22 protein-coding genes, 1 tRNA gene and 2 pseudogenes are annotated in these 25,055 nt (G+C 73.1%); 13 read left to right on the top strand and 12 right to left on the bottom strand.

All coding sequences use genetic code 11. From position 1 onward, the window contains the following. Positions 1-66: 66 nt before the first annotated feature. Complete coding sequence (locus ACWCP6_RS23785; RefSeq protein WP_450934531.1) at positions 67-1,236, bottom strand: PucR family transcriptional regulator; 1,170 nt, start codon at positions 1,234-1,236, stop codon at positions 67-69. A 300-nt stretch (positions 1,237-1,536) separates the two neighbouring features. Here ACWCP6_RS23785 and ACWCP6_RS23780 point away from each other — a divergent pair, with 300 nt between their 5' ends. Further along, on the top strand, positions 1,537-2,706 hold the full coding sequence (locus ACWCP6_RS23780) for a lactate 2-monooxygenase (protein WP_450934530.1): 1,170 nt from the start codon (positions 1,537-1,539) through the stop codon (positions 2,704-2,706). Next, positions 2,703-3,743: a 2-hydroxyacid dehydrogenase gene (locus ACWCP6_RS23775; RefSeq protein WP_450934529.1), complete on the top strand. Its 1,041-nt coding sequence runs from the start codon at positions 2,703-2,705 to the stop codon at positions 3,741-3,743. Before ACWCP6_RS23780 ends, ACWCP6_RS23775 begins: the two co-directional genes overlap by 4 nt. Here ACWCP6_RS23775 and ACWCP6_RS23770 read toward each other — a convergent pair. From ACWCP6_RS23770 to ACWCP6_RS23760, 3 genes are all read right to left on the bottom strand, one after another. Beyond that, positions 3,740-4,828 (bottom strand): WD40 repeat domain-containing protein, encoded by a 1,089-nt coding sequence (locus ACWCP6_RS23770; protein WP_450934528.1) that lies wholly within the window; start codon positions 4,826-4,828, stop codon positions 3,740-3,742. The genes ACWCP6_RS23775 and ACWCP6_RS23770 overlap by 4 nt on opposite strands. 50 nt (positions 4,829-4,878) lie before the next feature. Beyond that, the gene (gene thrS, locus ACWCP6_RS23765) at positions 4,879-6,123 is read right to left on the bottom strand and encodes a threonine--tRNA ligase (protein WP_450934527.1); all 1,245 of its coding nucleotides are present in this window, start codon (positions 6,121-6,123) and stop codon (positions 4,879-4,881) included. Positions 6,124-6,305: 182 nt separating this feature from the next. After that, complete coding sequence (locus ACWCP6_RS23760; protein ID WP_450934526.1) at positions 6,306-6,446, bottom strand: hypothetical protein; 141 nt, start codon at positions 6,444-6,446, stop codon at positions 6,306-6,308. Between the two features lie 334 nt (positions 6,447-6,780). Here ACWCP6_RS23760 and ACWCP6_RS23755 point away from each other — a divergent pair, with 334 nt between their 5' ends. After that, positions 6,781-7,284 (top strand): peptidylprolyl isomerase, encoded by a 504-nt coding sequence (locus ACWCP6_RS23755; RefSeq protein WP_450934525.1) that lies wholly within the window; start codon positions 6,781-6,783, stop codon positions 7,282-7,284. Between the two features lie 90 nt (positions 7,285-7,374). Here the strand turns inward: ACWCP6_RS23755 and ACWCP6_RS23750 are convergent, their stop codons facing one another. Further along, complete coding sequence (locus tag ACWCP6_RS23750; RefSeq protein WP_450934524.1) at positions 7,375-7,998, bottom strand: histidine phosphatase family protein; 624 nt, start codon at positions 7,996-7,998, stop codon at positions 7,375-7,377. A gap of 206 nt (positions 7,999-8,204) precedes the next feature. Between ACWCP6_RS23750 and ACWCP6_RS23745 the strand changes: the two genes are divergently transcribed. After that, on the top strand, positions 8,205-8,765 hold the full coding sequence (locus tag ACWCP6_RS23745; protein ID WP_450934523.1) for a hypothetical protein: 561 nt from the start codon (positions 8,205-8,207) through the stop codon (positions 8,763-8,765). Between the two features lie 100 nt (positions 8,766-8,865). Here the strand turns inward: ACWCP6_RS23745 and ACWCP6_RS23740 are convergent, their stop codons facing one another. The 3 genes from ACWCP6_RS23740 to ACWCP6_RS23730 all read right to left on the bottom strand — a co-directional run bounded on the left by ACWCP6_RS23740 (position 8,866) and on the right by ACWCP6_RS23730 (position 13,452). Then, entirely contained in the window at positions 8,866-9,234 is a 369-nt protein-coding gene (locus ACWCP6_RS23740) for a VOC family protein (protein WP_450934522.1), read from the bottom strand. Between the two features lie 34 nt (positions 9,235-9,268). Further along, a complete protein-coding gene (locus ACWCP6_RS23735) occupies positions 9,269-10,828 on the bottom strand; it encodes an APC family permease (RefSeq protein WP_450934521.1) in 1,560 nt (519 codons plus the stop codon). A 164-nt stretch (positions 10,829-10,992) separates the two neighbouring features. Beyond that, positions 10,993-13,452: a SpoIIE family protein phosphatase gene (locus ACWCP6_RS23730; RefSeq protein WP_450934520.1), complete on the bottom strand. Its 2,460-nt coding sequence runs from the start codon at positions 13,450-13,452 to the stop codon at positions 10,993-10,995. Between the two features lie 209 nt (positions 13,453-13,661). Between ACWCP6_RS23730 and ACWCP6_RS23725 the strand changes: the two genes are divergently transcribed. Together ACWCP6_RS23725 and ACWCP6_RS23720 are read left to right on the top strand one after the other, a co-directional pair. Beyond that, a tRNA-Arg gene (locus tag ACWCP6_RS23725) sits at positions 13,662-13,733 on the top strand. Positions 13,734-13,736: 3 nt separating this feature from the next. Further along, positions 13,737-16,064: a hypothetical protein gene (locus tag ACWCP6_RS23720; RefSeq protein WP_450934519.1), complete on the top strand. Its 2,328-nt coding sequence runs from the start codon at positions 13,737-13,739 to the stop codon at positions 16,062-16,064. Between the two features lie 76 nt (positions 16,065-16,140). Here ACWCP6_RS23720 and ACWCP6_RS23715 read toward each other — a convergent pair whose 3' ends face one another. Continuing rightward, positions 16,141-16,677, bottom strand: a complete 537-nt coding sequence (locus ACWCP6_RS23715) for a MarR family winged helix-turn-helix transcriptional regulator (RefSeq protein WP_450934518.1) — start codon at positions 16,675-16,677, stop codon at positions 16,141-16,143. 285 nt (positions 16,678-16,962) lie between these two features. Between ACWCP6_RS23715 and ACWCP6_RS23710 the strand changes: the two are divergent. The 5 genes and pseudogenes from ACWCP6_RS23710 to ACWCP6_RS23690 all read left to right on the top strand — a co-directional run. Next, positions 16,963-17,106: pseudogene (locus tag ACWCP6_RS23710) on the top strand (recombinase-like helix-turn-helix domain-containing protein); the annotation flags it as partial. A 168-nt stretch (positions 17,107-17,274) separates the two neighbouring features. Next, a pseudogene (locus ACWCP6_RS23705) lies at positions 17,275-17,529 on the top strand (3-phenylpropionate dioxygenase); the annotation flags it as partial. Between the two features lie 180 nt (positions 17,530-17,709). Continuing rightward, the gene (locus ACWCP6_RS23700) at positions 17,710-18,678 is read left to right on the top strand and encodes a DUF1648 domain-containing protein (protein WP_450934517.1); all 969 of its coding nucleotides are present in this window, start codon (positions 17,710-17,712) and stop codon (positions 18,676-18,678) included. Position 18,679: 1 nt separating this feature from the next. Next, positions 18,680-19,045, top strand: a complete 366-nt coding sequence (locus tag ACWCP6_RS23695; protein ID WP_450934516.1) for a GntR family transcriptional regulator — start codon at positions 18,680-18,682, stop codon at positions 19,043-19,045. Between the two features lie 117 nt (positions 19,046-19,162). Then, complete coding sequence (locus tag ACWCP6_RS23690; RefSeq protein WP_450934515.1) at positions 19,163-19,525, top strand: hypothetical protein; 363 nt, start codon at positions 19,163-19,165, stop codon at positions 19,523-19,525. A 121-nt stretch (positions 19,526-19,646) separates the two neighbouring features. Here the strand turns inward: ACWCP6_RS23690 and ACWCP6_RS23685 are convergent, their stop codons facing one another. Continuing rightward, entirely contained in the window at positions 19,647-21,125 is a 1,479-nt protein-coding gene (locus tag ACWCP6_RS23685) for a glutamate-cysteine ligase family protein (protein ID WP_450934514.1), read from the bottom strand. A gap of 124 nt (positions 21,126-21,249) precedes the next feature. Here ACWCP6_RS23685 and ACWCP6_RS23680 point away from each other — a divergent pair, with 124 nt between their 5' ends. Beyond that, a complete protein-coding gene (locus ACWCP6_RS23680) occupies positions 21,250-22,098 on the top strand; it encodes a hypothetical protein (RefSeq protein WP_450934513.1) in 849 nt (282 codons plus the stop codon). A gap of 97 nt (positions 22,099-22,195) precedes the next feature. After that, positions 22,196-22,948: a YoaK family protein gene (locus tag ACWCP6_RS23675; RefSeq protein ID WP_450934512.1), complete on the top strand. Its 753-nt coding sequence runs from the start codon at positions 22,196-22,198 to the stop codon at positions 22,946-22,948. Positions 22,949-23,057: 109 nt separating this feature from the next. Here the strand turns inward: ACWCP6_RS23675 and ACWCP6_RS23670 are convergent, their stop codons facing one another. Both ACWCP6_RS23670 and ACWCP6_RS23665 read right to left on the bottom strand, forming a co-directional pair. Then, entirely contained in the window at positions 23,058-23,609 is a 552-nt protein-coding gene (locus ACWCP6_RS23670) for a DinB family protein (protein WP_450934511.1), read from the bottom strand. 176 nt (positions 23,610-23,785) lie between these two features. Next, complete coding sequence (locus tag ACWCP6_RS23665) at positions 23,786-24,880, bottom strand: baeRF3 domain-containing protein (RefSeq protein WP_450934510.1); 1,095 nt, start codon at positions 24,878-24,880, stop codon at positions 23,786-23,788. Between the last annotated feature and the right edge of the window lie 175 nt (positions 24,881-25,055).

Raw genomic sequence — 25,055 nt, 5'->3', positions numbered from 1 at the left:
GCGTCCTCACCCATGAGGTGCAGGGCGGTACCGGACAGGGCGGAGAACACGGCGCGGCCCGTGCGCTCATGCCACCGGGGCGACCGTGCGGGCGATGTCGAGGGTGAGCCGCTGCCAGGGGTCGCGCGGGTCGCGTCCCGTGAGGTCCCGGATGCGGCGAAGGCGGTAGCGCAGGGACTGGGCGTGCAGATGCAGGTCACGTGCGGCGGCGTTGGCGGAACCGGTGTCGAGGTACGCGGTGAGTGCGTGCAGCAGATGGCGGTTCGCGGGATCGGCGAGGGGACCGAGGACGAGGCGGCCGATCTGGTCGGGGGCGGCGGCAGGGTGCCCGGCGAGCAGCGCGAGCACCTGGGCGTCCGCGTCGGTGAGCACCCGGTCGGGCTGGTGGGCGTGGGCGGGCGCGGTGTCCAGGGCGTCGGCTGCGAGGCGATGGGCGACGGCGACGCGGTCGAGCGGCTCCCGGGTCATCGCGCAGCCGCGCCAGCGCCGTTCGTGCAGGGCGGCCGGTGCGCCTGCGGCCTCCGCGGCGGGCAGCAGCAGGACCGCTCGGGAGCCGCGGACCGTCGCCAGGGCCGTGGTGTGGCCGCCGTCCGCGACGAGGGAGGCCAGCAGCCGGGCGGCCGTGTCGGGCGCCATGTCGGGGGTGCCGGGACCGACGGGCTCGGCGACCAACAGGCAGTACGGGTCCGGGAGGTGGACGCCCAGCCGGGCCGCCCGGTCCGTGAGGGCGCCGACGGACGCGTGCCGGCCGGCGATCAGGTCGTCGAGCAGCAGACGCAGCGCCCGGTCGTGGTCCTCGGCGAGGTCCTGGCTGGCCGCGGCGTAGGTGGCGGCCATCTCCTCGGAGAGGGTGTCCAGCGCGGCGAGCAGCATCCGGGTCAGCGCGAAGGCGTCATCGGTGGTGGGCCGGGGCATACAGGCCGCGACCTCGTCGGCGATCACCGTGGCGGCGACACGGTACGCCCGCAGTACGGCCTGCACGGGGCGCCCGTCCGCGGCGCGGGCCGCCGCGATGCCGCGGAAGCGGCGCAGGTCGGCGGGGGCCAGATCGCCCTCGGTGGCCCAGAGGTGCAGCAGCCGCTCCAGGGCCCACGCGGCGATCGCCCGCACCTCCGGCATCCGGCTGTCGTCGAGGGCCGCGTACGCGGGGACCTGCCGGTGCACCGCCTCGACGATGGACTCGACGACCCGCGGCGTGGCGGTCAGCTCGTGCCGGATGCGCTCACGGTCGTTCATCACAAGGTGATGATTCCAGCGGAAGGAAGTGCGCACCAGCCTGGACGGGGCTTGTCACTGTCGACAGGATCGGCGTCGATGTCCGAAGCGGACCGGCGCGCAGGACGGCACCGGCGGCGCCCTCGTGGGACGGGCCGGTGCGTGCCGGTGCGGACCGCTGCGGGTCGCGGCGCACCGGGCGAGGACGCGGTCCGCGGCGCACACCACCGGCGCCCGGCCCGTGGCCGGCCCCGGAGGCGGTCCGCGGCGCACACGGGCAGGCTTTGACACGGTCTCAGGGACGAGAGGCGGGGCTCACGCATGACGGCACATTGGGCGGACTTCCAGTACGAGATCTATCTGAACGGCATGACGGGCGCCGTACCCCGGCTGCCCACGGATCTGACGCGGCTCGAGGAGCTGACGGAGCAGCGGCTTGGCCCCGGGCCCGTGGGCTACGTCGCCGGGAGCGCGGGCGACGGCAGCACCGCGCGCGCCAACCGGGCCGCGCTGGACCGGTGGCGGATCGTGCCGCGCATGCTGCGCGACGTGCAGGCCCGGGACCTGGCCGTCGACATGCTCGGACGCACCCTGCCCGCACCGGTCGCGCTCGCGCCGGTGGGTGTCCTGTCGATCATGCATCCGGACGCCGAGTCCGCGGCCGCACGGGCCGCGGCGGCACGTGGTGTGCCGTACATCCTGTCCTCCGCCTCCAGCACGCCCATGGAGCAGGTGGCCGAGGAGATGGGGGACGGCGAGCGCTGGTTCCAGCTGTACTGGGCCAGGGACCGCGAGGTCACCCGGAGCTTCCTGGACCGGGCCAGGGCCTCGGGGTACACGGCGCTGTTCGTGACGCTGGACACCCCGCTCCTCGCGTGGCGGCCCCGCGACCTGGACCAGGCGTACCTGCCGTTCCTGCACGGTGTGGGCACCGCCAACTACTTCTCCGACCCGGCGTTCCTGGCCGGTCTGGCCAAGCCGGTGCACGAGGACCCGAACGCCGCCGTGATGCACTTCGTGGGCATGTTCGCCGACCCGGGGAAGACCTGGCCGGACCTGGCGTTCCTGCGCGAGAACTGGGACGGCCCGATCGTGCTCAAGGGCATCCTGCACCCGGACGACGCCCGGGCCGCGGCCGACGCCGGGATGGACGGCGTGGTGGTCTCCAACCACGGCGGGCGCCAGGTGGCCGGCTCGGTGGCCGCGGCCGACGCCCTCCCGGGTGTCGTGGACGCCGTCGGCGACCGGCTCACCGTGCTCTTCGACAGCGGGATCCGCACCGGCGACGACATCGTCAAGGCGCTGGCGCTGGGCGCACGTGCGGTCCTGGTGGGGCGTCCGTACGCGTACGGGCTCGCCCTGGACGGCCAGGCGGGCGTCGACCACGTCATCCGGTGTCTGCTCGCGGAGCTCGACCTCACGCTGGCCCTGTCCGGTCATGCCGGGCCGGACACCCTGACCCGCGACGACCTGGTCAGGGACGCCCGATGACCCGGGACGCGGCAACCGCAGGCCCCCGCACCGCCCCCACCTCCGAAGCGATCACTGGAGCAGCCACCGTGAAGAACGTCCTCGCCGTCATCTCGCCCCACGTGGGCGGCCGTTCCGCCGGCGCCGCTCTCGCCGGCGTCTTCCCCGAGGCGGCCCGGGTCACCGTCGTCGAGAGCACCGACGAGGATCCGGCCGCCCTGCGTGAGGCGCACGTCATCGTCACCGGCCTCGCCCCGGTCACCGCCGGCCACATCGCCGCCGCCCCGGCGCTCGAACTCGTCCAGTGCGCCAGCCACGGCTTCGACTACGTCGACGTGGACGCGGCGCGCGAACGCTCCGTCCCCGTCTGCAACATCGGTTCCAGCGGTGCCGAGAAGCAGAACGTCGCCGAGCAGACGTTCGCCCTGATGCTGGCGCTGGCCAAGCAGTTGATCCCGGCCCACACCGCACTCGTCGAGGCGGACTGGGCGCTGCCGCGGCTCCAGCAGTCCATCACGGAGCTGTCGGGCAAGACCCTCGGTGTGGTCGGTCTCGGTCACATCGGCGAGGAAGTCGCCCGCCGCGCCCTGGCGTTCGACATGCACATCGTGTACGCGGGGCCCTCGGGGATCGGTGCCGAGGCCGAGGCCCGGCTGGGCGGAGCCCGTCACGTCGAGCTCGACGAACTGCTGCGGACCGCCGACTACATCACGCTGCACGCCCCGCTCACGGACAGGACCCGGCACCTCCTGGACGCGGACCGCCTCGCGCTCCTCAAGCCCACCGCGTTCGTCGTCAACACGGCCCGCGGCGCCCTGATCGACCAGGACGCCCTCGCCGACGCCCTCGAACGCGGTGCCCTGGCGGGCGCGGGCATCGACGTCTTCGACCCGGAGCCGCCCACCGCGGCGCTGCGGCTGCTGAAGGCACCGAACGTCGTGCTCTCCCCGCACGTCGCCGGGGTCACCCGCGAGACGCTGGTACGGATCGCGCTGGCCGCCGTGCAGAACGTCGCCGACCACCTCGACGGCAAGCCGCTCAGGGACGTGGTCGGCTAGGAGTTCCGGCCGACGGCACGAGCGAGGTCCCACACCCGGATGCCCCCATCGCTCCCCAGGGTGACGGCGACCGGGACGCCGGACAGCTCGGTGACCGTCTCCAGGCGGCCGGGGATCGGGGCGCCGAGCAGTTCGCGGTGCCCCAGGTCCCACACCCGGCTGGTGCCGTCGTCGCTGCCGGTGACCGCGATCGCGCGGCCGGCGATCCGTATGGTCCTCATCGTGACGATGCGCTCGGTGTGACCGGGGAGAGGCGCACCCAGCGGCTCTCCGCTGTCGAGGTCCCACAGGTGGAGGGCGTTGCCCTCGCCTCCTGCCACCACCACCGGACGGCCGTCGGCCTCCACTGCCGCGAGGGCCCTGACGACCGGCTCGATACCGGTCAGGGACTGCCCCAGCTGCCGGCCGGTGAGCAGATCCCAGACCTGTACGAAATCGTCGTGGCCCCCGGTGACGGCGACGGGGCGACCGGCGATGAGGCCGGCTCCCATCCCGCCGTTGTAGCTGCCTCGGAGTGCCGCCACCCGCTCACCGCGCGTCAGGTTCCAGGCCCTCAGCTCTCCGTCCTCGGAGCTGCTGACGCCGAGCAGCCCCAGGCTGGTCTCCACCGTGGTGAGCGACGTGACGCCGAGCCCGTGACCGGTCAGCGTCTTTCCGATCTTCTCGCCGGTGTACAGGTCCCAGACGCGTACTGCTCCCCCCATCGTCTCCAGGTCGGGCCCGGACAGATCGAGGCGTCCGCCGCCGGTGACGATCACGGGGCGTCCGCCCAGGTGCGCCACCGTCATCTCGGAGGCGATCTCGTAGGCGTCCACGTCGCACCTGGGCCTCCACTCGCCCTCGTCGCCCTCCGCCTCCTCGAAGCCCTCGTCGTCCGCGTCCCACTCGCCGACCTCGTAGTACCACTCGTCCTCGGGGCCCGCGGCGTCGAGCTCCAGGGGGCGCCCGGCGCACGCCCCGCCCAGCAGGTCGCAGACCCACAACGTCGCGTCGCCGTCGACGCCGACGGTGACGGGAACGCCGTCCACCTCCGTCACGGACGTGGCGGAGGGCCGGGCGTGGGTGTGGCCGGCGTAGCGGCTCATGATGCCTAACCACCGCTACTGACAAGAGAGTTGGCGGTCGGGGGGGCGGCTCAGTCGCGCCGTCGGTCCTCCTCGTGCCACAGGTCGGTGCTGCGGGCGTCGACGAGTGCCCGGATGCGGGCCAGGGCGTCGGCGACAGGGCGCGGATCGAGCCGGCGCCCGTCCCGCAGGCGCAGCGCGACACGGCCGTCGGCGGCCTCCCGGGCGCCCACGACGGCCTGGTAGGGCACACGTCGGGCCTCGTGGACACGGGCCCCGAGGCTGCCCCGGTCCGGCGCGAGGAGCTGTGCGCGCAGGCCGAGCCGGGTGGCCTGTGCCACCAGGCCGGCGGCGTGGTCCAGTGCGTCGGCGGAGACCGGCAGGACGGCCAGTTGGGTGGGGGCCAGCCAGGCGGGGAACGCCCCGCCGTGCTGCTCGACGAGGTGGGCGACGGCCCGCTCCACACTGCCGATGATGCTCCGGTGCACCATGACCGGGCGGTGCCTGGCTCCGTCCGCTCCGGTGTAGTGCAGGTCGAACCGCTCGGGCTGGTGGAAGTCGATCTGCACGGTGGACAGGGTGGATTCCCGGCCGGCAGCGTCGGCGACCTGGACATCGATCTTGGGGCCGTAGAAGGCGGCCTCGCCCTCGCCCTCCTCGTAGGGCAGCCCGGAGCGGTCGAGGACGTCGGTGAGCATCTCGGTGGCCCGCTGCCAGGCGGCCGGTGCGGCGACGTACTTGCCGCCGGGGCCGGGGAGGGAGAGACGGTGGCGGGCCGGGCGGATGCCGAGTGCCTCGTACGCCTTGCGGATCATGTCGAGGGCGGCGGTCGCCTCGTCGGCGACCTGTTCCAGGGTGCAGAAGATGTGCGCGTCGTTGAGCTGGATGGCCCGCACCCGGGTCAGCCCGCCGAGTACGCCGGAGAGTTCGGAGCGGTACATGCCGCCGAGTTCGGCCATGCGCAGCGGCAGCTCGCGGTAGCTGTGGGACCGTGAGCGGTAGATCACGGCGTGGTGGGGGCAGAGGCTGGGCCGCAGGACGACCTCTTCGGAGCCGAGTTCCATCGGCGGGAACATGTCGTCGCCGTAGTGCGACCAGTGGCCGGAGATCTCGTACAGCTCGCGTTTGCCGAGCACCGGCGAGTACACGTGCTGATAGCCGGCCCCGCGTTCCGCGTCGCGGATGTACTCCTCGAGGGTGTGGCGTACGGTCGCGCCGTCGGGCAGCCAGTAGGGCAGGCCGGCTCCGATCAGCGGGTCGGTGTCGAACAGGGCCAGTTCGCGGCCGAGTCTGCGGTGGTCGTGCGAAGCGTTCACGGCGGTCTCCTCGCGGGTGCGGGGCGAGCGACCGCAGGACGAGAGCCCCGGGGCACTTGCCCCGGGGCTCTCGATACTGGACATCGGTCAGCGCGCCGGGACACTCTCCGGCGTCGTCGTGAGGTCTGCGCGCTTCATGCGGTGCACCGTAGCAAGGCGTTGGCGGGGGCCGCGCGCGATTTTCAGCGGGGCCCCGCGGCCCGTTCCCGGCCGTCGCCCGGCAGCCGTGAGGCGATGCCGTCGACGAGGAAGCCGAGGCCGCACACCTCCGCGTACGCCGTCGACGCCTTCGGCGCGGACGTGGCCGTCGAGCGCCACGGCAACGGGAACCCGGCCGGGGCACCGTGCGCGTGCCGGTCTCGGTCACACCGCTGTTCCTCTTCACCGCCCTGGACCGGAGCGCCGGGTCCGACGCGGTGGCCTCCACCGGGCGTGCGCACCGCCCGTGACCGCCGAAGCCACTGCCCCGGCCCGCGAACGCGTCGGCGACGGCGACGCGACAGCGGCGGCGATCGCTTGAACGCGCCCGCCGTCGCTCCGCCGGACCCACGACACGGGCCACGCCCGCCGGTGAGCCCTGATCGGCCTGTGCCAGACTGGTGATCACTTATGTCCACAGGGCGTCCGAACGCGCCCGGCAACACCCGGAGTAATCCCATGACGAAGGTCCGGCTCAGCACCAACCACGGCGACATCGTGCTGGCGCTCAACGACGAGAAGGCGCCGAACACGGTGCAGAACTTTCTCTCGTACGTCGACGCCGGCCACTACAACGGCACGGTCTTCCACCGGGTCATCCCCGGTTTCATGGTCCAGGGCGGTGGCTTCTCCGAGGCCATGCAGCAGAAGCCGACCAGCGCGCCGATCCAGAACGAGGCGGACAACGGTCTGAAGAACAACGCCTACACCGTCGCCATGGCCCGCACCAACGACCCGCACTCGGCGACGGCGCAGTTCTTCATCAACGTCAACGACAACGAGTTCCTGAACTTCACCTCGAAGTCCCCGAACGGCTGGGGCTACGCCGTGTTCGGCGAGGTCGTCGACGGCCAGGACGTCGTCGACCGGATCAAGGGCGTGAAGACCGGCTCGCGCGGCATGCACCAGGACGTCCCGAAGGACGCCGTCGTCATCGAGCGCGCGGAGCGCGTGGCCGACTGACCGGTCCCTGCCCGACCCCTCGGAGCCCGGGCCGGCGCCCCGCGGGTGCGTGACGCCGGCCCGGACCCCACCCGTGCGGGCCCACGCGGCTCACACGCCCTCGCCGGGCGGGAAGCCGGTCCAGCGCAGCTCCTCGGGCAGATGGCGCATGTCGTTGTAGAACACCACGGACGACGGCCGGCCGGGTTCGTAGCGGATGACGGTCAGCGCCGCATTGGCATGGTGGAGGCCGATCCAGCGCCAGGACGGAGCGTCCAGCGCGTCCCTCACCAGCCATCCGATGAGGAAGTTGTGGGTGACGACCAGCTCGTGACGGGGCTCCTCACCGGCGACCGGCCCGGTGAACCGCGCCAGCGCGGCACGCGCCAGCCCGGGACCCTGCTCCCGCTCCGGCGCGGGGAACTGCGCCAGCCGCTCGACGACGGCCCGCCCGGAGTCCTGCGGCAGCTCCTTCTCGTCCGGAACGTAGGGGAGGTAGTCGCCGGCCACCTCGGTCGACTCCACGGCGACGCCGTCGAGTTGCTCGCCGATCAGCCGCGCCGTCTGCGCCGCCCTGGCCAGCGGGCCGTGGTGGATCACCGACAAGGGGACGGCGCGCAGGCGCTCCCCCAGCAGCACGGCCTGGCGGCGGCCCTTCTCCGTCAGTGCGCTCTCGTCCTCGGTCGCCTCGCCGTGCCGGGCGAGGTAGAGGTGGCGGGTGGCTTTCGCCGTCATACGGCAGGTCCTCTCTGCAGCGCTCTCGATCGCGAGCGTTCTTGATCTTGTGCCCTGAGGGACGTTCCGGAGAAGAACGCGGTTCCCCCATCCGCGTCATATGGGGCGTCGTCGGCTGGTGTCTGCGGGTGACAGCCTGCCCCCGGCGGGGTGAGCGTTGACCCGCACGGCCGGCCCTGCGGACCCGGACCGGGCATCCACACACCATGATCAAGAACTCGGTACGCACCCTGTGCGCCCTCTCACTCGCCATCGCTCCCGTCCTCCTCGCCTCCCCCGCCCACGCGGCGAGCAACTGCACGGTCAACGGCGTGCCCGCGACGGGCCCCGCCGTCAACGGCACCGCGGGCCATGACGTCATCGTCTGTTCCGGTCTCGACGCGGGCGACACGGTCAGTGCCGGCGACGGCGCCGACGTCGTCCTGCTGACCGGCGGCATCAGCGGCACCGTCGACGCCGGCGCGGGCAACGACGTGGTCAGCCTCGCCCGGACCGCCACACTGAACGCCGACGGCGTCATCAACGGCGGCCCGGGCAGCGACACCGTCGATCTGCGCGGCACCGTCCAGGGCCGGGTGAACGGCAACGAGGCCGACGACTACCTCGTCGCGAACACGGTCGCGGCCGGCGGATCGGTCAGCGGCGGCGACGGCAGCGACGTCATCAGCGCCGGATCGAACGCCGGCAGCGTCGGTGGCGGCAGCGACTTCGACATCTGCCATGTGGGTACCGGCAACGCGCCCACCGACTGCGAAATCACCTTCTAGACGGGGACGCCGGTGTTCGCCGCCCGCCCGGGCGGCGAACCCGCGTCGTCACCGGCGCACGGCACGAGACCTCACACCTCCGGGGCGCGGCGGCCTGCGCTCAGCCGCGGCTCGTGTCGATGACGCAGAACCGGTTCCCGTCGGGGTCGGCGAGGACGACGAAGTCGGGGTCCTGCGGATACAGGTCCCAGTCGACGCGGTGCGCGCCGATGGACACCAGCCGCTCGACCTCGGCGGCCTGATCGGCCGCGTCACCGGCGTAGAGGTCCAGATGGACGCGAGGGTGCTCCTGGACCGGCGTTCCGCTGCGGCCCAGGGACAGCTGCGGGCCGGCGCCCTGCGCGGGAACGAGCACCACCCAGTCGTCCTCGGTCTCCTCCCGCGGGACGTACCCCAGGGCCTGCGTCCAGAACGCGGCCGCACGCCGCACATCCGACACACCCAGCACCAACGACCCGATTCTCAGCATGCCCCGAGTCAACCAGACGCCACCGGGCGGTTCCTCATGTCCCGGCGGACGGGGACGCCACGCCGACCGGCGCGTCGGGATGGGTGAACCAGGAGCCCTGCACCAGCCGCTGGACCAGCATCAGCACGACCCCGATCAGCAGCGAGCCGATACCGACGACGGACACACCTCCGACCTCGCCGACCAGGGGCAGCCGGATGACGGTGGCGCCGTACGAGGGGTCCGCGTACACGACGAAGGCCGCGTAGCAGAAGAAGAACAGCAGCATCAGTGCGCCGAGTCCGGGCAGCACGCCCTTGAGCCAGAAGTCGGCGGCAGTGCGCGTGAGGACCTTGCGGAAGTACCACACGCAGGCGAAGCCGGTCAGCCCGTAGTAGAAGGCGATGCCCAGGCCGACCGAGGAGATCGAGTCCTCCAGGACGTTGTCGCTGATCGCGGTGAGTCCGACGTAGAAGGCGATCGACACCAGCCCCATCGCGACCGTCGACCAGGTGGGGGTGAGGAAGCGCGGGTGGACGCGGGCGAAGGCCGCGGGCAGCGCCTTGTGCGTGGCCATCGAGAAGCTGGTGCGCGCCGTCGGCAGGATCGTCGTCTGCGTGGAGGCGGCGGCGGACGTGAGCACCATGAGGACCAGCAGCTTCGACAGGAACCAGCCGAACCCCGCGGTGCCGAAGACCTCACCGCCGAGGCTGCCGAGGACGTCTCCCGCATGGGCGGGGTTGGCCAGGCCGCTGCCCGTGTCGTCGATCCCGGCGAAGGCCTGGGCGGCGGTGGTGACCAGGGCGTAGATGCCCAGGAGCAGGACCGTGGAGATGACGGCGGCGCGTCCCGGGGTGCGTTCGCGGTCGGCGGTCTCCTCGTTGACGGAGACGGCGGTGTCCCAGCCCCAGTAGATGAAGACGGCGAGCAGCACACCCTGGGTGAACGCGCCGGCGGAGCCGATGGCGAAGGGGTTGAACCAGTCCGCCCTGACGTGCAGCGACTCCGGGGGCGGCGTCGCGGAGTACGCCTTGACCAGCGCGGTCACCGACAGCACCGCGAGGAGGACGAGCTCGACGGCCAGGAGCCACTTCTGCAGGGCGGCGGAGATCTCGATCCCGATGTAGCAGATGGCCGTCATGACGACGATCCAGATCACCCCGGCGACGGCCGTCCACCAGTGGCTGTGGGCCAGGCCGCCCGCACCGACGAGTTCGAAGCCGTACTGGCCGGCGATCTGCGCCAGGTTCGCCATCACGATGATGTCGGCGACGATGATGCCCCACCCGCCCATCCACGCGGTGCGGGGGCCGAAGGCCCGCGCGGCCCAGGTGAAGGTGGTGCCGCAGTCCGGGTCGACCGCGTTCAGGGCCTTGTACGCGTAGGCGGTGAACAGCATCGGCACGAAGCCCAGGATCACCACGACCGGGGACTGGAGTCCCACCGCGAGCACGATGAAGCCGAGCGTGGCGGCGAGGCTGTACGCGGGGGCCGTGGAGGCGAGCCCGATGGCGACGGAGGAGACGAGCCCGAGCGCGCCGCGCTTGAGCCCCTTCCCGCCCACCTCTGAGGTCTGCGTGGGTACGGGGCCGGGCTCACCGGGCTGTGTGCGCATGGTGCCGCCTTTCACCTCGGCCGGGCGGCCGACGGGCGAGCATCACCAATGTAACGGCCCTGCGGCGTCCGTGCCGTTCGCGGCGGGCCCGTTCCCGCCCGGGCCGGGTCCGCGAAGTCCGCCCGGCTCGTGGCGGATGGACGGCGCTGCTTTGCGGGCACGACCTAGCCGGGGCCGTCCGTGCCGAGGCGTTCCTGCGGCGGCAGGGCGAGCTCGCCCCACACCTGTTTGCCGCCGCCGACGGGCACCGAGCCCCAGGACTCCGACAGGGCCTCGACGATGAAGAGGCCCCGGCCTCCGGTGGCCTGCCACTCCACGTTCGCCGGCCGCACGGGGGTGCGCGGAGAAGTGTCGCTCACGGCGATGCGCAGGCGGTCCGCGGAGAGCGTGAGATCCAGCCGGACCTCGCCCTGGGTGTGCACCAGGGCGTTGGTGACCAGTTCGGACACCACGACGGGCACGGCCCCCGAGTCGTCCGTGACCTGCCACGTGCGCAGGGTGCGGGCGGTGAACCGGCGGGCGTGCATGACGGCGTTGGGCAGTCGCCACACCGTCCAGCTCGCCCGCAACGGCCGCACCAGCGTGCCGTCGTAGCGCAGCAGCAGGAGCGCCACGTCGTCGTCGCGGCGTACCGAGGTGCCGAGCAGTTCGTCGGCCACCCGCCCCATGTCGGCGGGATCGACGCTGTCGAGGACGTCCCGCACCCGGTGCATGCCGCTCTCCAGCGGCAGGTGGGCCGACTCGACGAGCCCGTCCGTCACCAGCGCCAGGAGGGAGCCGGGCGCCAAGTCGACTTCCGTGAGGGGGTAGTCCGCGTCCGGGACGACGCCGAGCGGGGGCCCGCCCTCGATGTCCAGCTCCTCGGTGGTGCCGTCGGGCCGGCGCAGCAGCGGCGGGGGGTGACCGGCCCGGACGAACCACGCGAGGCCCTCCTCCATGTCCAGGTCCACATAGAGGACCGTGGCGAACATGTCGGCCTCCATGCCGACGAGGAGGCGGTTGGCGTGGCCGATCACCACGTCGGGCGGGTGCCCCTCGACGGCGTAGGCCCGGACGGCCGTGCGCATCTGCCCCATGATCGTGGCGGCTCCGGCGCTGTGCCCCTGGACGTCGCCGATGACGAGGGCCACGTGCGAGTCGGACAGCGGGATGACGTCGTACCAGTCGCCGCCCACTTCCAGCCCGACGGTCGCGGGGAGATAGCGGGCGACGGCCATGCCTCCGGTCAGCTCGGGCAGGTTCCTGGGCAGCAGGCTGCGCTGGAGGGTCCGGGCGAGCTCGTGCTTGGCGTCCAGGCCGTGGGCGCGCATCAGGGCCTGGCCCGCGAGACCGGCGGTCGCGGTGAGCAGGGACCGCTCCTCGGGGCCGAACCGGTGCTCGCCGTCCCAGCCGACGAGACACACCCCGACCATCCGGCCCTCGGCGGGGAGCGGCAGCACGGCGAGGCCGCCGGGGCCGATGCCCATGAGTCCGGGTTCGAGGTCCGCACCGGGCGGCCACAGGCTCACATGACCCTCCCGTACCGCGCGCTGCAGGGTGGGCAGGTCGTGGAACGGCACATCGGGCCAGTCGGAGCGCCATTCGGCCCGCCATGTCTCCGGCCAGGCGTCGGGCTCCGGCGGGTCCAGACAGGTGACGACGAGCCGGTCGGCCTCCAGTTCGGCGATCGCGGCACGGGTGGCCCGCAGCGGGGTGCGCAGGGCGTCGACCACCGCCCGGCTGACGTCGCGGATCGTGGTGGCACCGCCCAGCACGGCGCTCAACTGCTGGACCCGCGACACGTCGTCCGCACTGGGCCGGAGGTAGGAGGCGTCCGCGACCACGCCGAGCACCCGCTCCGGCCAGCCGCTGGCGCCGGCGAGCACCCGGCAGCGCAGGCCCAGCCAGCGCACGTCGCCGCCGGGCCTGCGGACCCGGAAGGCGAGTTCCTGGGTGGCGGCCGACACCCGGTCCGGCTCGACGAGCGCCATCAGCGCGGGGAGGTCGTCGGGGACGGCGCAGCTGAGCAGGGTGTCGACGTTCCCGTCGAACTCGTCCGGGGCGACACCGAGCAGTCTGAGCACCTGCGCGTCCGCCTCCATGGCGCCGCTGCGCAGATGGAGCACGAACGAGCCGCCGTGGAGCGGAACCAGGGCGTGGGCGGAGCGTGGCCGTGACTCCGCGCTCGGGAGGGTGCGCGCCGCCTGCGCCTCCAGTCCCGCGGCCACCTGGTCCGCGTACAGCTCCAGCAGATGCCGGCGGTCGGCGTCGAAGGCCTGGGGCGCCTTGCCCACGACGATGAGGCAGCCCAGGTTCCCGGTGCCGCCCCGCAGCGGGAGCACGCCCATGGACACCTGATCCGGCGACGGGTGGTCCGCCTCGCCGGGCGCGGGCCTCTCGGGGCCGTGCAAGGAGGTGTCGCCCGTGCTGTACGGGGCGTGCTCGTCCGAGCTCAGCCACAGGGGCCGGCCGGTGCGGAAGGCGTCCGCGGCGGGCGAGTGACCGGACACCACGTAGACGCTCGGGAGCCAGTACGAGCCCACGGCGCCCACGGCCTCCGCCAGGCGCAGTTCCGTGCCGTCCTCGGACAGTACGTACACAGCGGCCAGCTCGGCCCCGCAGAATTCGAAGTCTCGCCTGGCCAAATCCTGCATCCCCTGCCGGTGCGGCAGGCCGGTGCCTACCCGCTGTCTCCAGTCCCATGCTGCGGCAGAGAGTGCCATGAGGGCGAGTCACGGCACGAGGGCTGTTACTGAGCGTACGCTCGTCCATCACCGGGAGTGCCCCGACGGACGGGATCGCACGGAAAACCGGTTGTCCGACGATCACTGCTGCATCTAGCGTCTCGGACCATCGACGTGTAGCTCAGCAGCAGAGCGCCGGGCTCCGGACCCGGAGGGCGCGGGGGCGGAACCCGCCACGTCGGCTTATGAACGACGACGCTGAGCAGCAGCTTCCCACCGCCTCTCCGTCCTTTGCGCAGACTCAGTTGGCCAGGGCCTTCGTGACCGCGCTGACGCACGAGGACCCGGCTACCCGGCAGCGTGCGCAGGAGCGCGGCCGGCGCTGGCGCGAGGTGCTGGCGGGGATGGCCGACGGCAGGCTGTCGGTCGGCTCCCGGACCCCGGTGGCAGGACTGCCCGCCTGGGTGACGCCCGAGGTGGTGCGGGGCGGCTTCGCCACGGGAACGGCGAGCGCGGGAGGGCCGCTGCTGCCGTACGAGGAGGAGGCCGCGCGGCGGTTCGGGGTGCCGGCCACCCGGCGGGCGCTGTTCGCGCACTGCCTCACCGAGCCCGGGCTCGACCGGCTGGGCGCCCTGCTGGACAGCGGCGGCTACGAGGTGACGGTGCCCGAGGAGGGTGCGCTGCTCGCCGTGGCATGGCTGGTGCGCGCCGGGGACGTGGGCGGAGCGCTCGAACTCGTCGACGTACTGGAGCCGTTCGCGGACCGCCTGCGGTTCCTGCCGCGCCCCGCCGGCCGGCCGGCACCGGACGCGTCCGCCGTGCACCGGCGCACCGTCGGCGATGCCGGTGCGGCGCTGGCACGCCGACGGCCCAAGGCGGCGGTGGAGACCCAGCGGGAGGCGCTCACGGTCTGGCAGCCGTTCGCCGACGAACTGCTGGTGCACTGGCTGGAGACCGCCGGTTCCGGTCGGGTCCTGGAGCGCACCCCCGACGCCGACTGGCTCGGCCGCGGGGCCGCCCTGCTGCGCCGCTACCGGAAACTCGCCGCCGAGCACACGCGCTGCGGCAGGCACCGCGATCCGAAGGGCAACCTGGCCATCCTGCGGGGCGCCCTGGAGGAGACCGTCGCGGGACGTCCGCTGGACGCACGGCGGCTCGGACTGCTGCGCTGCGCCGTCGAGGCCATGGTGCGGCGACGCGGTCTGCCCGGCTCCGCGCGCCACACGGACCTGCGGGCCCGGCAGGCGGAGCAGGCGGCGCTGCCGTCGCACCACGCGCTGGCCCAGCTGGTGCTGCGCCGGCTGTCGGCGCTCCCCCAGGACGTGGGTGCCGCGGACGTCGCACCGCTCGTCGCCCCCGTGACGGAGCGGGAGCAGCAGGAGACCGGGCTGCTCGCCGCCACGGCGGTCCCGCCGGCGATCCGGCAGGTGGTCGAGGGCGCGCTGAGCGCACCCGTGGGCACGCTGGTGGCGCGCGGCGTGGTGCCGTCGGCGGAGGTGCTGGCCGAGCTGGTGCCGCAGCTGGTCGCCGCGACCGCCGCTCGGGCGTACCCGGACGAGGCGCTGCGCACCCTGATGGCGGCGGCCTACCGGGCATTCCGCAACCGCCGCTCGCTGCTCCTGCTGAACCTGGAGCAGCAGGTGCGGTTCGATGAGCTGCCCTGGGTGCGGGCGGTGGCCGGGCATCGCGGGGGCACCGGGAGCCCGGCGGAGGCCGAGGAGCCCGCGCTCGCCGCGCTGCGGCAGCTGGGCGAGCTCGCCGTGCAGGCGTTCCCCGGCACCATCCTGCCCAACCCGCTGGTCCGCGAACTCGCCGTGCTGGCCCGCCAGGCCGAGCTCGGTGCGCCCCTGGTGGAGGAGCTGGCCGCGGACATCTTCATGGGCACGTTCAGCCCGAAGTTCCTCACGGCGGCACGGATCGCGGCCGAGCTGCTCGGCGGGACGCTGTACGAGCGGTACTACGGGATCGACTACGCGGCGGTCCGCAGTCTGGCGGTCGTCGAGGCGAGCGAGGCGCTCGGCCGGTCGTACAGGACCGGTACGTCGCCGGGGTTCGCGCACCTGTGCGCGGAGCGGGCCGGGGGCGGCGCGTCCTGGTCGGTGGCGGCGAACGGCAAGGTGATCGAGCAGGCGCAGATCCTGACCACGCACAATCTCGCCGTGCTGGTGCACCGCGTCGGCATCGCTCCGGAGCCCGGCTGGGCGGACCTGGCGCGCCGGACCTTCGCGACCGTGTGCCGGCTGACGGCACGGGTGCACCACAATCCGCGGCCGCTGTCCACGATCAAGGACGCGGCGTACGCATGGCGCCAGATGGTCTTCCAGCTCGCGCTGTGCGCCCCGCAGGAGCAGGAGCGCGTGCTGGCCGGTCTGGACGAGGAGACGGCGCGCCACCCGGCCCATGTCGCCGGCCGGCTCGCCCCCGCCGTCGCCGGGCTGCGGCTGGTCGCCGAGGGCGGCCGCTTCGCGCCCGACGGCACGTCGGACGGCGGCCGGGCGCGCCGCTTCCTCGGCTGGAGCACGAGCGGCCACTGGCTGCGCGCGGATCCGGGCACGGCGGCACCGGGGCGCTGATCCCCTGAGGCCGGTCCGCATCGGGCGGGGCGCCCCGAGCACGTCGGCCTCGCCCGCCGCGCCGTGGCCAGCGCGGTCACGGAGCCGGCGGGTCGTCGTCCGACGCGAGGATCGAGGACTCCAGCTTGCGCAGCAGCCGGGCGAGTTGGCGGCACTCGGACGGCGACAGCTCGCCCAGCATGCGCCGTTCGTTGTCGAGGTGTTCGGCGAACACCGTGTCCACGGTGGCGAGGCCCTTGTCGGTGAGCCGCGAATACACCACGCGCCGGTCGTCGGCGTCCCGCTCGCGCACGATCAGGCCGTCCTTCTCCAGCCGGTCGATCCGCAGGGTCACCCCCGCGGACGACACCAGACCGGAGTCGGCGAGCTGGCCCGCGGTCAGCCGGTACGGCTCCCCCGAACGCCGCAGCGCGGTCAGCACGTCGAAGCCGGCCACGGACAGCCCGTGCCGCTCTATGGAGGCGGTCAGCCGACTGTTGTAGCGCAGGAACGAGCGGTGCAGCCGGGCCAGTACCTCCAGCGGGCCGGTGTCCAGGTCGGGCCGCTCGCGCGCCCAGTCCTCGATCACCATCGCCACGGCGTCCCGGCTCTGCGCCGTCCTGCGTGCAGCCATCTTCGTCCCCTCGTACGGCTTACGGCCCGAGCGCCGAACATGTCACGCCCCTGAGAATTTTACCGCTGAGGCGATTGGCGTCCGGGGCCCTGCGCCTCAGGAGTTGAGTTCCTCCAGCGTCCTGTCCTTGGTCTCGACGGCGAACAGCGCGACGACCGCGCCCCACCGCTGCGACGCCCGCCAGCTGGGCGAAGACGGTGGCCAGACCGCCGCCCGAGCCGAGGACGGCGCCCACGGCGACCGGGCCGAGGATCACGCCGAGCCGGTTCCACAGTCCGCCGAACGGCCACGCTCGAGGAGGTCTTCAGCCAGGACTGCCATGAACTGGCGGACGTCGTAAGCGGGTTGAACTCCCGCCTGGTTCACGCACCGGACGGCGCCCCCTGGACCGAGGACTCCTTCCGCGCCGAGATGCACCGGCTGGGGGCCCTGACCATGACGCTGTCGACCGCCGCGACCGCCGACACATCTACGCCAACGGCCTGCGCGACCAGTGGCATGCCGTCGTGCCCTCCCACTTCGTCGCCCCGGGCGCGATGCGCAGGGTCACCGTGCTGGGTGAGCAGTGGCTGCTCCTCCGCCGCTCCGGACTAGCGGCGCTGCGCGGTCTTCTTCTGGCGCTACCGGCGGGTGCGCGGCTGGCAGCGCGACACCTGGCGGTTCCTGTACAAGACCCTGGTGGAGAAGCGCCATTGGGAGGTCCTGGAGCAGGACCGGGTGATGCTGGAGTCCCTGCCGGCGGATGCCGACCAGCGCGAGAACCTGTACCAGCACGACCTGGGCGTGGTGCGACTGCGCCGCCTGTACGGGGCGGCGGCACGAGCTCAGGCTGGGGAGGGCGTGCGGGCCTAGGTCGTGTCCAGGCGGGGGTCGGCAGCGCGGGCGCGGCAGTGGATGACGGCAGTGAATGACGGCAGCGGATGACGCCGGTGGGTCACGGCAGTTGGTCACGGCAGTTGGTCACGGCGACGAAAGTTGTTCTACTATGCTGCAAACAACTGCATCATATAAGGCACCCAGAAAAGGGGCGTCATGATCAAGCACCGCGCCGGCCTGGCCGGACTCGCCGTCCTTCCCTTCCTCGTGGCCCTGGTCTGCGACCTGGCGCTGTTCGTACACCTCCGCGGCCGTCTGCCCGACCCGTTGGCCACGCATTTCACGGGGTCGGCCGGCATCGCGGACGGGTATGCCGGGCGGGGCTCCTTCCCCTGGGTGTGCTCGGCGTCCCTGCTGGGCCTGAGCGCCCTGTTCGGGGCGATCGGCGCCATCGGCGTCTCCCGCCGCCCGGGGCCGTGGCCCCTGGTCCTCGGATATGCGACCGCCGGGCTCCTCGGGTCCGTGTTCGCCTCCGTGCTGGTGGTCAACTCGGATGTGTCGCAGGGCACGGACGCCCGGCTTCCGATGTGGCACGTGGGTGCGGCCCTCGGTGTCGCCGCCGTGGCCGCGGTGGCCGTGCTGCCGGTCGCGAGGAGGCTGTCCGCACGGATGTCCACCGGGCCTCACGAGCCGGCGGCGGACCGTGCGTCGCTGAACCTCGCCGACGGCGAACTCGCGGGCTGGGCGGGCCGCACCGGCTCGCGGCCCGTGGGCGCCCTCGGCGCGGCCCTCGTCGCCGCGGCCTGTGTGCTGCTCCGGTACACGGGATGGCCCGCGTTCGCCTCGCTGCTCCTCGCCGGACTGCTGTGCATGGCGTTCACCCGGCTGCAGGTCACGGCGGGTGCCCAGGGCCTGACGGTCGCGCCCGCGCTGCTGGCCTGGCCCCGGATACATGTGCCGCTCGACAGGATGACGGAGGCGTCCCACCGCGAGATCAGCGCGCTCCGTGACTTCGGCGGCTGGGGGTACCGTGTCCGGGCCGGCGCCTCCGGGGTCATCCTGCACTCGGGCGACGCCCTGTTCGTACGGCGTGGCGACGGCCGTGAGTTCGCCGTGACCGTGGAGGACGCGGCCACCGCGGCGGCCCTGCTCAACGCTCTGATCGACCGGAGGAAGGGGCACTGAGATGCTGTTCCGCGTCGACCCGGGCTCGACGGTGCCGCTCGGGGAGCAGATCGCCGCGCGGGTACGGCGTGCCATCGCCGAGGGCGAGGTGGCGCCGGGCGACCGCCTTCCCGCCGCCCGTTCCCTCGCCGACTCCCTGGGCGTCAACCTCCACACGGTGCTGCGCGGTTACCAGCGGCTGCGGGACGAGGGGCTCATCGAGCTGCGGCGCGGCAGGGGCGCCGTCGTCCTCGCGGGCACCCCGGCGCGGGCCCGGCTGCTGGAACACGTCCGCGCCCTGGTCTCCGAGGCCGGGGCCCTCGGCCTCACGCAGGACGAGCTGCTGAGCCTCGTGCAGTCGGGAAGCGGCGGGCTGTCGGAGGCCTGAGCACGCCGGCGCCGGCACGGTTGCGGGCGCGGCCGGTCCGTCCCGAAGTGTTCCGCTCCCGTCCGGAGATCGTCCCGCGCACCCTGCAGCGGGCTCCGGGGTCCTACGCTCCCGTACGTGCAGACAGAGAGATGGAAGCGGACCGCCCTGCTGATACCCCTGCTCGCCGTGCTGGGTGTGCTGGGCCTCTTCGCGTACGGCGCCGCCGACGACGCCCATGTGAGGAACGAATGGGCCGTCTGTCACGACCTGCCCGTCAGCCGGGAGATGTACGGCGCCGCGTACGGCGCGCTCGCGTGCGAGGTGGGCGCCCTGCTGCTTCTCTGGTGGCTGTTCAGGCGGGGCGGGGTGCGGTCCTGGCAGGGGACGACCGCGCTCGTCTGCGGACTGCTCGCCGTTCTGCCCCTGTTCTTCCAGGTGGTGGTCGTCCTGTCGCTGTACCAGCCCGCACCGGGCGGGCCCATCACCTGCACCGGGTGATGGGCAGTCAGGGGCCGAACGCACAGGGCCGGTCGCCCGGGTCGGCGCGCCCCGTCCTCCACGTCCCCGCCCCCACCGCGCAGACCGCGTCGCCCGGCGCTGGGATCCCCGGCGGAGGGGTTCAGTCCACGGGCCAGGTGTGGACCGGTGCGTTGAGGTGCATGTAGTCGATGTACTGGCTGGTCATGCGGCGCAGGGCCTCGTGCTGGCCGACGTGTGCGGTGCCTTCGACGTGGTGGAACATCTCCTTCTGCCACACCGAGCCGTTGCGGCCGGTGACGCATCGCTGCTCGATGATGCCGAGCAGGGGCTCGCGCCATGCCGCGTCCATGCCGGAGCGCTCAAGACCGTCGTGGGCCAGCGGCAGCAGCCGCCTCAGGACCAGTTCGGACGCCGGAACCTCTCCCATCCCGGGCCAGTACAGGCGCGCGTCGATACCGAACCGTGCGCCCGCGTGCAGGTTGTCCTGGGCGGCGGAGAACGACATCCGCGACCAGACCGGCCGCTCCTCCTCGACCAGTGCGCGCGTGAGACCGTAGTAGAAGGCGCCGTTGGCCAGGACGTCGGCGACGGTGGGGCCGGCGGGCAGCACACGGTTCTCGACCCGCAGATGAGGCTTGTCGTGGGCGATGGCGTACACCGGGCGGTTCCAGCGGTAGATCGTGCCGTTGTGGAGGGTGAGCTCGGACAGTTCGGGGACGTCACCGCCGTCCAGCGTCTCCTTCGGGTCCTGCTCGTCGCAGATCGGCAGCAGCGGCGGGAAGTACCGCACGTTCTCCTCGAACAGGTCGAAGACGCTGGTGATCCAGCGCTCCCCGAACCACACCCGGGGACGGACGCCCTGCACCTTGATCTCCTGCGGACGGGTGTCGGTGGCCTGCTCGAACAGCGGGATACGGGTCTCGTGCCACAGCTCCTTGCCGAACAGGAAGGGCGAGTTCGCCGCCAGCGCCACCTGGACGCCGGCGATCGCCTGGGCCGCGTTCCAGTAGTCGGCGAACTCGTCCGGTGACACCTGGAGGTGGAACTGGGTGCTCGTGCACGCCGCCTCGGGCGTGATCGTGTCCGCGTAGGTGCGCAGCCGGTCCACCCCGTCGACCTCGATGCGCAGATCCTCTCCGCGGGCCGCGAAGACCTGCTCGTTCAGCAGGTGGTACCGCGGGTTCTCCGACAGGGCGGCCTCGCCGACGTCCGTCTGCCGCAGCGTCGGCAGGACCCCCACCATGATCAGGTGCGCGCCGACCTCCGACGCGCGGCCCTCCGCGTGGTTGAGCGCCGCCCGGATCTCCTCCTCCCAGGCGTCGGGGCCGCCGGCCGTCAGCCGCCGCGGTGGGACGTTGATCTCCAGGTTGAACCGCCCCAGCTCCGTCGACCAGGCGGGGTCGGCGATGGCCTTGAGGACATCGGTGTTCCGCATCGACGGTTCGGCGGCCTCGTCCACCAGATTGAGCTCGATCTCCAGCCCGACCTGGGGCCGCTCGTACTCGAAGCGCGACTCACGCAGCATCCGCGCGAACGCGTCGAGGCACGCCTGCATCTTGTTCCGGTACCGGCGGCGGTCGTCACGCGTGAACACCTGCGCCGGGACATCTCGCCCCATCGGCCCTCCCGCGTCCTGTGCGGACACCCCCTCGCTCCAGGGTCCCACTCCCTCGCCACCCGAACCAGCGAAGCCGGGCCCGGCGGTCCCTGCCCGGGGCCGCACACCCCCGTAGGCTCGGCGCGTGGCCCACACCGACGAGCGCGCCGAGGGCGCCGGACCGTTCACCACGCGCCTGACCAGGCGGCTCGCCACGGGCGGCATCTCGGTCTGGGAGTCCCGGGCGGCACGCAAGCGCGGCGTCCTCATCATCCGGCCGCAGGACGCGGCGGCGACCACGCGGTACGCGGACGAGGAAGCCCTGCGGCGGCTGCGGATCCTCAATACCGTGGTCGCGGCCGCATTCACGGTCGGCGGCGGGCTCTTCGTCGCCGGCGCCGCGATCGCCCAGTTCGGGTCCGGCAACGCCATGGAGAGCGCCACGGTCTACTTCGTGGGCGGGCTGTTCTTCAACACCGGTGCGTACGCCTCCGTACTGCAGGCCGTGAACGCGCCGCGCCGGAGCGGTGACGCCGGAGCGCTGGTCACGCACCGCTGGCGCTGGTGGAGCTACGAGCCCATGCGGATCGACTGGCTGAGCACGTTCGTGCTGTTCGTGGGCACCCTGGAGTTCGGCATCAATCTGCTGGACTCCTTCCTGCAGGGGCTGACCGTCCAGCAGGTGAACCGGCTGATCTGGGCGCCCGACGTCATCGGCTGCCTGCTGTTCCTGGTCTCCGGGCATCTCGCGCTGGCCGAGGTCAGCCACGGGCGGCTCCGGCTGCTTCCGCGGGACCTCGGCTGGTGGATCGCCGCGGTCAACCAGCTCGGCTCGGCCCTGTTCATGGTCTCGGCGATCGCCGCCTTCACCAATCCCGGCACCGGCGCCATGGTCAACGTGTCCATCGCCAACTGGGGCACGCTCACCGGAGCCGCGTGCTTCGTCGTCGGCGGCTTCCTGCAGTTCTTCGAACGGCCGGCGCCGCCCGCGTGACCCCGGCACCCCTGTGATCGGGTGACGGTCCGCGGCCGCGACAGCGTGTCGCTGCGGGGGCGGTCCGGGGGAGCGGGGTGCTGCGGAGACTGACCCCATGCGTGAAAGGTTCTCCCCGCCCGGCCCCGCCGGGATGCGCGAGCTGGAGCAGTTCGGGGCCATGGCGACGCTCACCGTCCTCGCGGGCGCCATCGACGCGATCAGCTTCCTCGCCCTGGGCCATGTGTTCACGGCCCTCGCCACCGGCAACCTGCTGTTCCTGTCCTTCGCCCTCGCCGGCCACGGCCATGTACCGGCCGCCCGGCCCGCCGTCGCCCTCGCCGCCTTCGCGCTGGGCGCAGGCCTCGGATCGCTGTTCCTCCGCCCGCTCGTCGCACGCGGGCTGCGCTGGTTCCCGGCGGCCCTGGTCATGGAGGGCGTCGTCCTCGCGGCGGCCGGTGCGCTGGCGCTGTGGCAGCACGGGACCGCCGTCCTGAACGAACGCCCGGACATCCTGGTCATCGCCCTGGTCGGCCTGGCGATGGGCATGCGGGCGGACGCCGTCCTGCGCACGGGCGTCCCCGGCATGCCCACCCTGCTCATCCAGATGTCCCTGGTGAGCCTGCTGCACGACCTGACCGCCGGTCCCCGTACCTCGCGGACGGCGCACGAGCGACGGATGGCCCGGCTCCGGCTCACCGGGACGATCGTGGGGATCTTCGCCGGGGGGTTCCTCGGCGCACTCATCGTGCCCTGGGGAACCGGCCGCGCCCTGCTCACGGTCGCCGCGGGCGTCCTGGTCGTCGCGGCACTCCACGTCCTGATCCCCCGCTACCCGGCGCCGTCCGAGGCGGGCCAGGGGGCCTCCTAGACCGGCAGCGCGCGGGCGATGTCCGGCAGCGTCACGAGCCGTCCGGGCGCGCTCCGGGCCACGAGCCGTCCCGGGGCCGGGCACCGCGCCGGCACCTGGCGCCCGGCCGTCACAGCCCGACGGCGCCGTCGATCCGCTCCCGGAGCAGGTCGGCGTGGCCGTTGTGCCTGGCGTACTCCTCGACCATGTGGACGAGGACCCAGCGCAGCGACACGGTGCCGCGCCACGCGTCCTCGCCCTCGACGTCCAGACCGGGTGCGCCGGCGACGAAGTCCTCGGCGAAGGACACCTCGGCGCGCCAGGCCTCCCACGCCCCTGCGATCACCGCGGCGTCCGGCGCGGCGTCGTCGAAGGCACGGTCCGGATGCGTCCGCGACGCGAAGAGCGGCGGTGCCTCCTGCCCGGCCATGACCTGCCGGAACCAGCGGCGTTCCACATCGGCGAGGTGCCGGACGAGTCCGAGCAGGGACAGCGTCGAGGGCGCGGCCGAACGCAGCGCCAACTCCGGCCCCAGGCCGGTGCACTTCAGCTCCAGTGTGGTGCGCTGTGCCCTCAGGAAGTCCACGAGCATCGTGCGTTCGTCGGCGTTGGCGCGGGAGACGAACCGGTCGTCGCGCTCCTCGGGTACGAACATCTCCGCCCGTCTGCGTGCATCGGCCATGGACACCATCATCGGCGCGGCCGGGCGCGATGTGGGCCGGAATGCCGGAACAGGGCGACCGGCGCCGCGCCGTCGTACCCGCAGGACGGTCGGAGCACCGCACGGGATCCGGGGCCGCGGCGTCGGCGCCGCAGGACCTCGGCGCCGGCGCCGCACAGTGGCCGCGGCCGCGCCCTTCAGTACCTCAGGACGGCGGCGATGCCGCTCGAGTCGCCGAGGCGGCCGTCCGGGACGAAGCGGACGTCGGCGCCCTTCTCCAGGGCCTGCTCGACGATTTCGTCGACCATGTCCTCGCGGGAGTCCGTGTCGCCGGGTTCGGCGGGCACCAGGTGGTTGCCCTCCTCGCGGACCGTCACGCGGTAGTCCTCCTCGACGACGAGCAGTCCGACCCGTCCGGCGGCGACGTTCTGCCACACCTCGTCGACCCCTGCGGCGAACTCGCGCCGTCCGTGGGAGTTCTCCACCTCGCGCAGCGTGTCGGCGATCTCCTGCTCCCGCTGCTCCTGGACGACGGGCCGCAAGGCCTGCCACACGGCTTCGGGCGTGGCGTGGGCGAGGCCTCCGTGCGGCACGTGGTGAGCCTTCGCGCCGACGGACCCGACGTCCGCCAGTGCCGCGAGCGCCGCCGCCTCTCCCGCCACGTACAGCCGCGACGGTGAGCCGACGACGCCCTTGAGCGCCGTGTCGGCCTCCCTCAGGAAGTGTCGCGTCCCCTCGTCCCGGAAGGTGCTGGGCACGTCCCCGATCTGCTCCTCGCGCTCGGCGTCCGGGTTCTCCAGGAGGGGCCTGGTGCGCGGGAAGCCGCCCATGCGCACCTCCACGACGCCGTGTGCGTCGCCCTTCCACAGGCTGACGCGGTCGGCGGCGACGGCCAGCACCCAGAAGGGCCGCTGGGCCTCGTGCGCGGCCACGAGGTTGCGGGTCAGGAAGCTGTCGGAGAGCACGACGCGCGCGGGTACGTCGCGGGGCAGCGTCCACACATGGTGTTCGCCGGGCGCAGCGAAGATGGCCAGCCCGTCCTCGGCGTGCACCAGATCGGTCTCCGCGAGGGCCCGGTCCAGCTGGGCGGCCACCTCCTGTCGCCGCTCCCCCGTGACGGCGGGATCCGCCTTGAGCCGCTTGGCCGCCTCGGCCACCAGATTGCGCAGCCGGATCGGGTCCTGCGCGTTGTCCGGCTCCCTGCGGTGCGTGGGCATCAGCACGGAGACCGCCGGATAGGGGCGCGGCCGGCGCAGTTCGGCGAGGACGGCGGGGGTGAGTGCGGGCGGCATGAGGCGCCTTTCAGGTCGGGTGCGCGTGACCAGGAAGCACTGATGAACGCACGCTATGTCCGCCTCGGACATGCTGCACTCCGTACGGCCCCGTATGGGGCGACGGACCGCCACGCCGCCCCGGCCGGCCGGGAACCGGTCCGATCCGGGAAGGCGCACCGGTCCGGGTCGGGGA

The sequence above is a fragment of the Streptomyces sp. NPDC002004 genome (genome assembly GCF_053593975.1).
This window is presented reverse-complemented; position numbering and strand designations above follow the sequence as displayed.

Coding starts and splice junctions, on each gene's coding strand:
- ACWCP6_RS23775 (WP_450934529.1), top strand. CDS start 2,703: ATGACCCGGGACGCGGCAACCGCAGGCCCCCGCACCGCCCCCACCTCC.
- ACWCP6_RS23780 (WP_450934530.1), top strand. CDS start 1,537: ATGACGGCACATTGGGCGGACTTCCAGTACGAGATCTATCTGAACGGC.
- ACWCP6_RS23670 (WP_450934511.1), bottom strand. CDS start 23,609: ATGGCCGATGCACGCAGACGGGCGGAGATGTTCGTACCCGAGGAGCGC.
- ACWCP6_RS23740 (WP_450934522.1), bottom strand. CDS start 9,234: ATGCTGAGAATCGGGTCGTTGGTGCTGGGTGTGTCGGATGTGCGGCGT.
- ACWCP6_RS23785 (WP_450934531.1), bottom strand. CDS start 1,236: ATGAACGACCGTGAGCGCATCCGGCACGAGCTGACCGCCACGCCGCGG.
- ACWCP6_RS23745 (WP_450934523.1), top strand. CDS start 8,205: ATGATCAAGAACTCGGTACGCACCCTGTGCGCCCTCTCACTCGCCATC.
- ACWCP6_RS23755 (WP_450934525.1), top strand. CDS start 6,781: ATGACGAAGGTCCGGCTCAGCACCAACCACGGCGACATCGTGCTGGCG.
- ACWCP6_RS23675 (WP_450934512.1), top strand. CDS start 22,196: ATGCGTGAAAGGTTCTCCCCGCCCGGCCCCGCCGGGATGCGCGAGCTG.
- ACWCP6_RS23720 (WP_450934519.1), top strand. CDS start 13,737: ATGAACGACGACGCTGAGCAGCAGCTTCCCACCGCCTCTCCGTCCTTT.
- ACWCP6_RS23770 (WP_450934528.1), bottom strand. CDS start 4,828: ATGAGCCGCTACGCCGGCCACACCCACGCCCGGCCCTCCGCCACGTCC.
- ACWCP6_RS23695 (WP_450934516.1), top strand. CDS start 18,680: ATGCTGTTCCGCGTCGACCCGGGCTCGACGGTGCCGCTCGGGGAGCAG.
- ACWCP6_RS23665 (WP_450934510.1), bottom strand. CDS start 24,880: ATGCCGCCCGCACTCACCCCCGCCGTCCTCGCCGAACTGCGCCGGCCG.
- ACWCP6_RS23685 (WP_450934514.1), bottom strand. CDS start 21,125: ATGGGGCGAGATGTCCCGGCGCAGGTGTTCACGCGTGACGACCGCCGC.
- ACWCP6_RS23715 (WP_450934518.1), bottom strand. CDS start 16,677: ATGGCTGCACGCAGGACGGCGCAGAGCCGGGACGCCGTGGCGATGGTG.
- ACWCP6_RS23750 (WP_450934524.1), bottom strand. CDS start 7,998: ATGACGGCGAAAGCCACCCGCCACCTCTACCTCGCCCGGCACGGCGAG.
- ACWCP6_RS23735 (WP_450934521.1), bottom strand. CDS start 10,828: ATGCGCACACAGCCCGGTGAGCCCGGCCCCGTACCCACGCAGACCTCA.
- ACWCP6_RS23700 (WP_450934517.1), top strand. CDS start 17,710: ATGATCAAGCACCGCGCCGGCCTGGCCGGACTCGCCGTCCTTCCCTTC.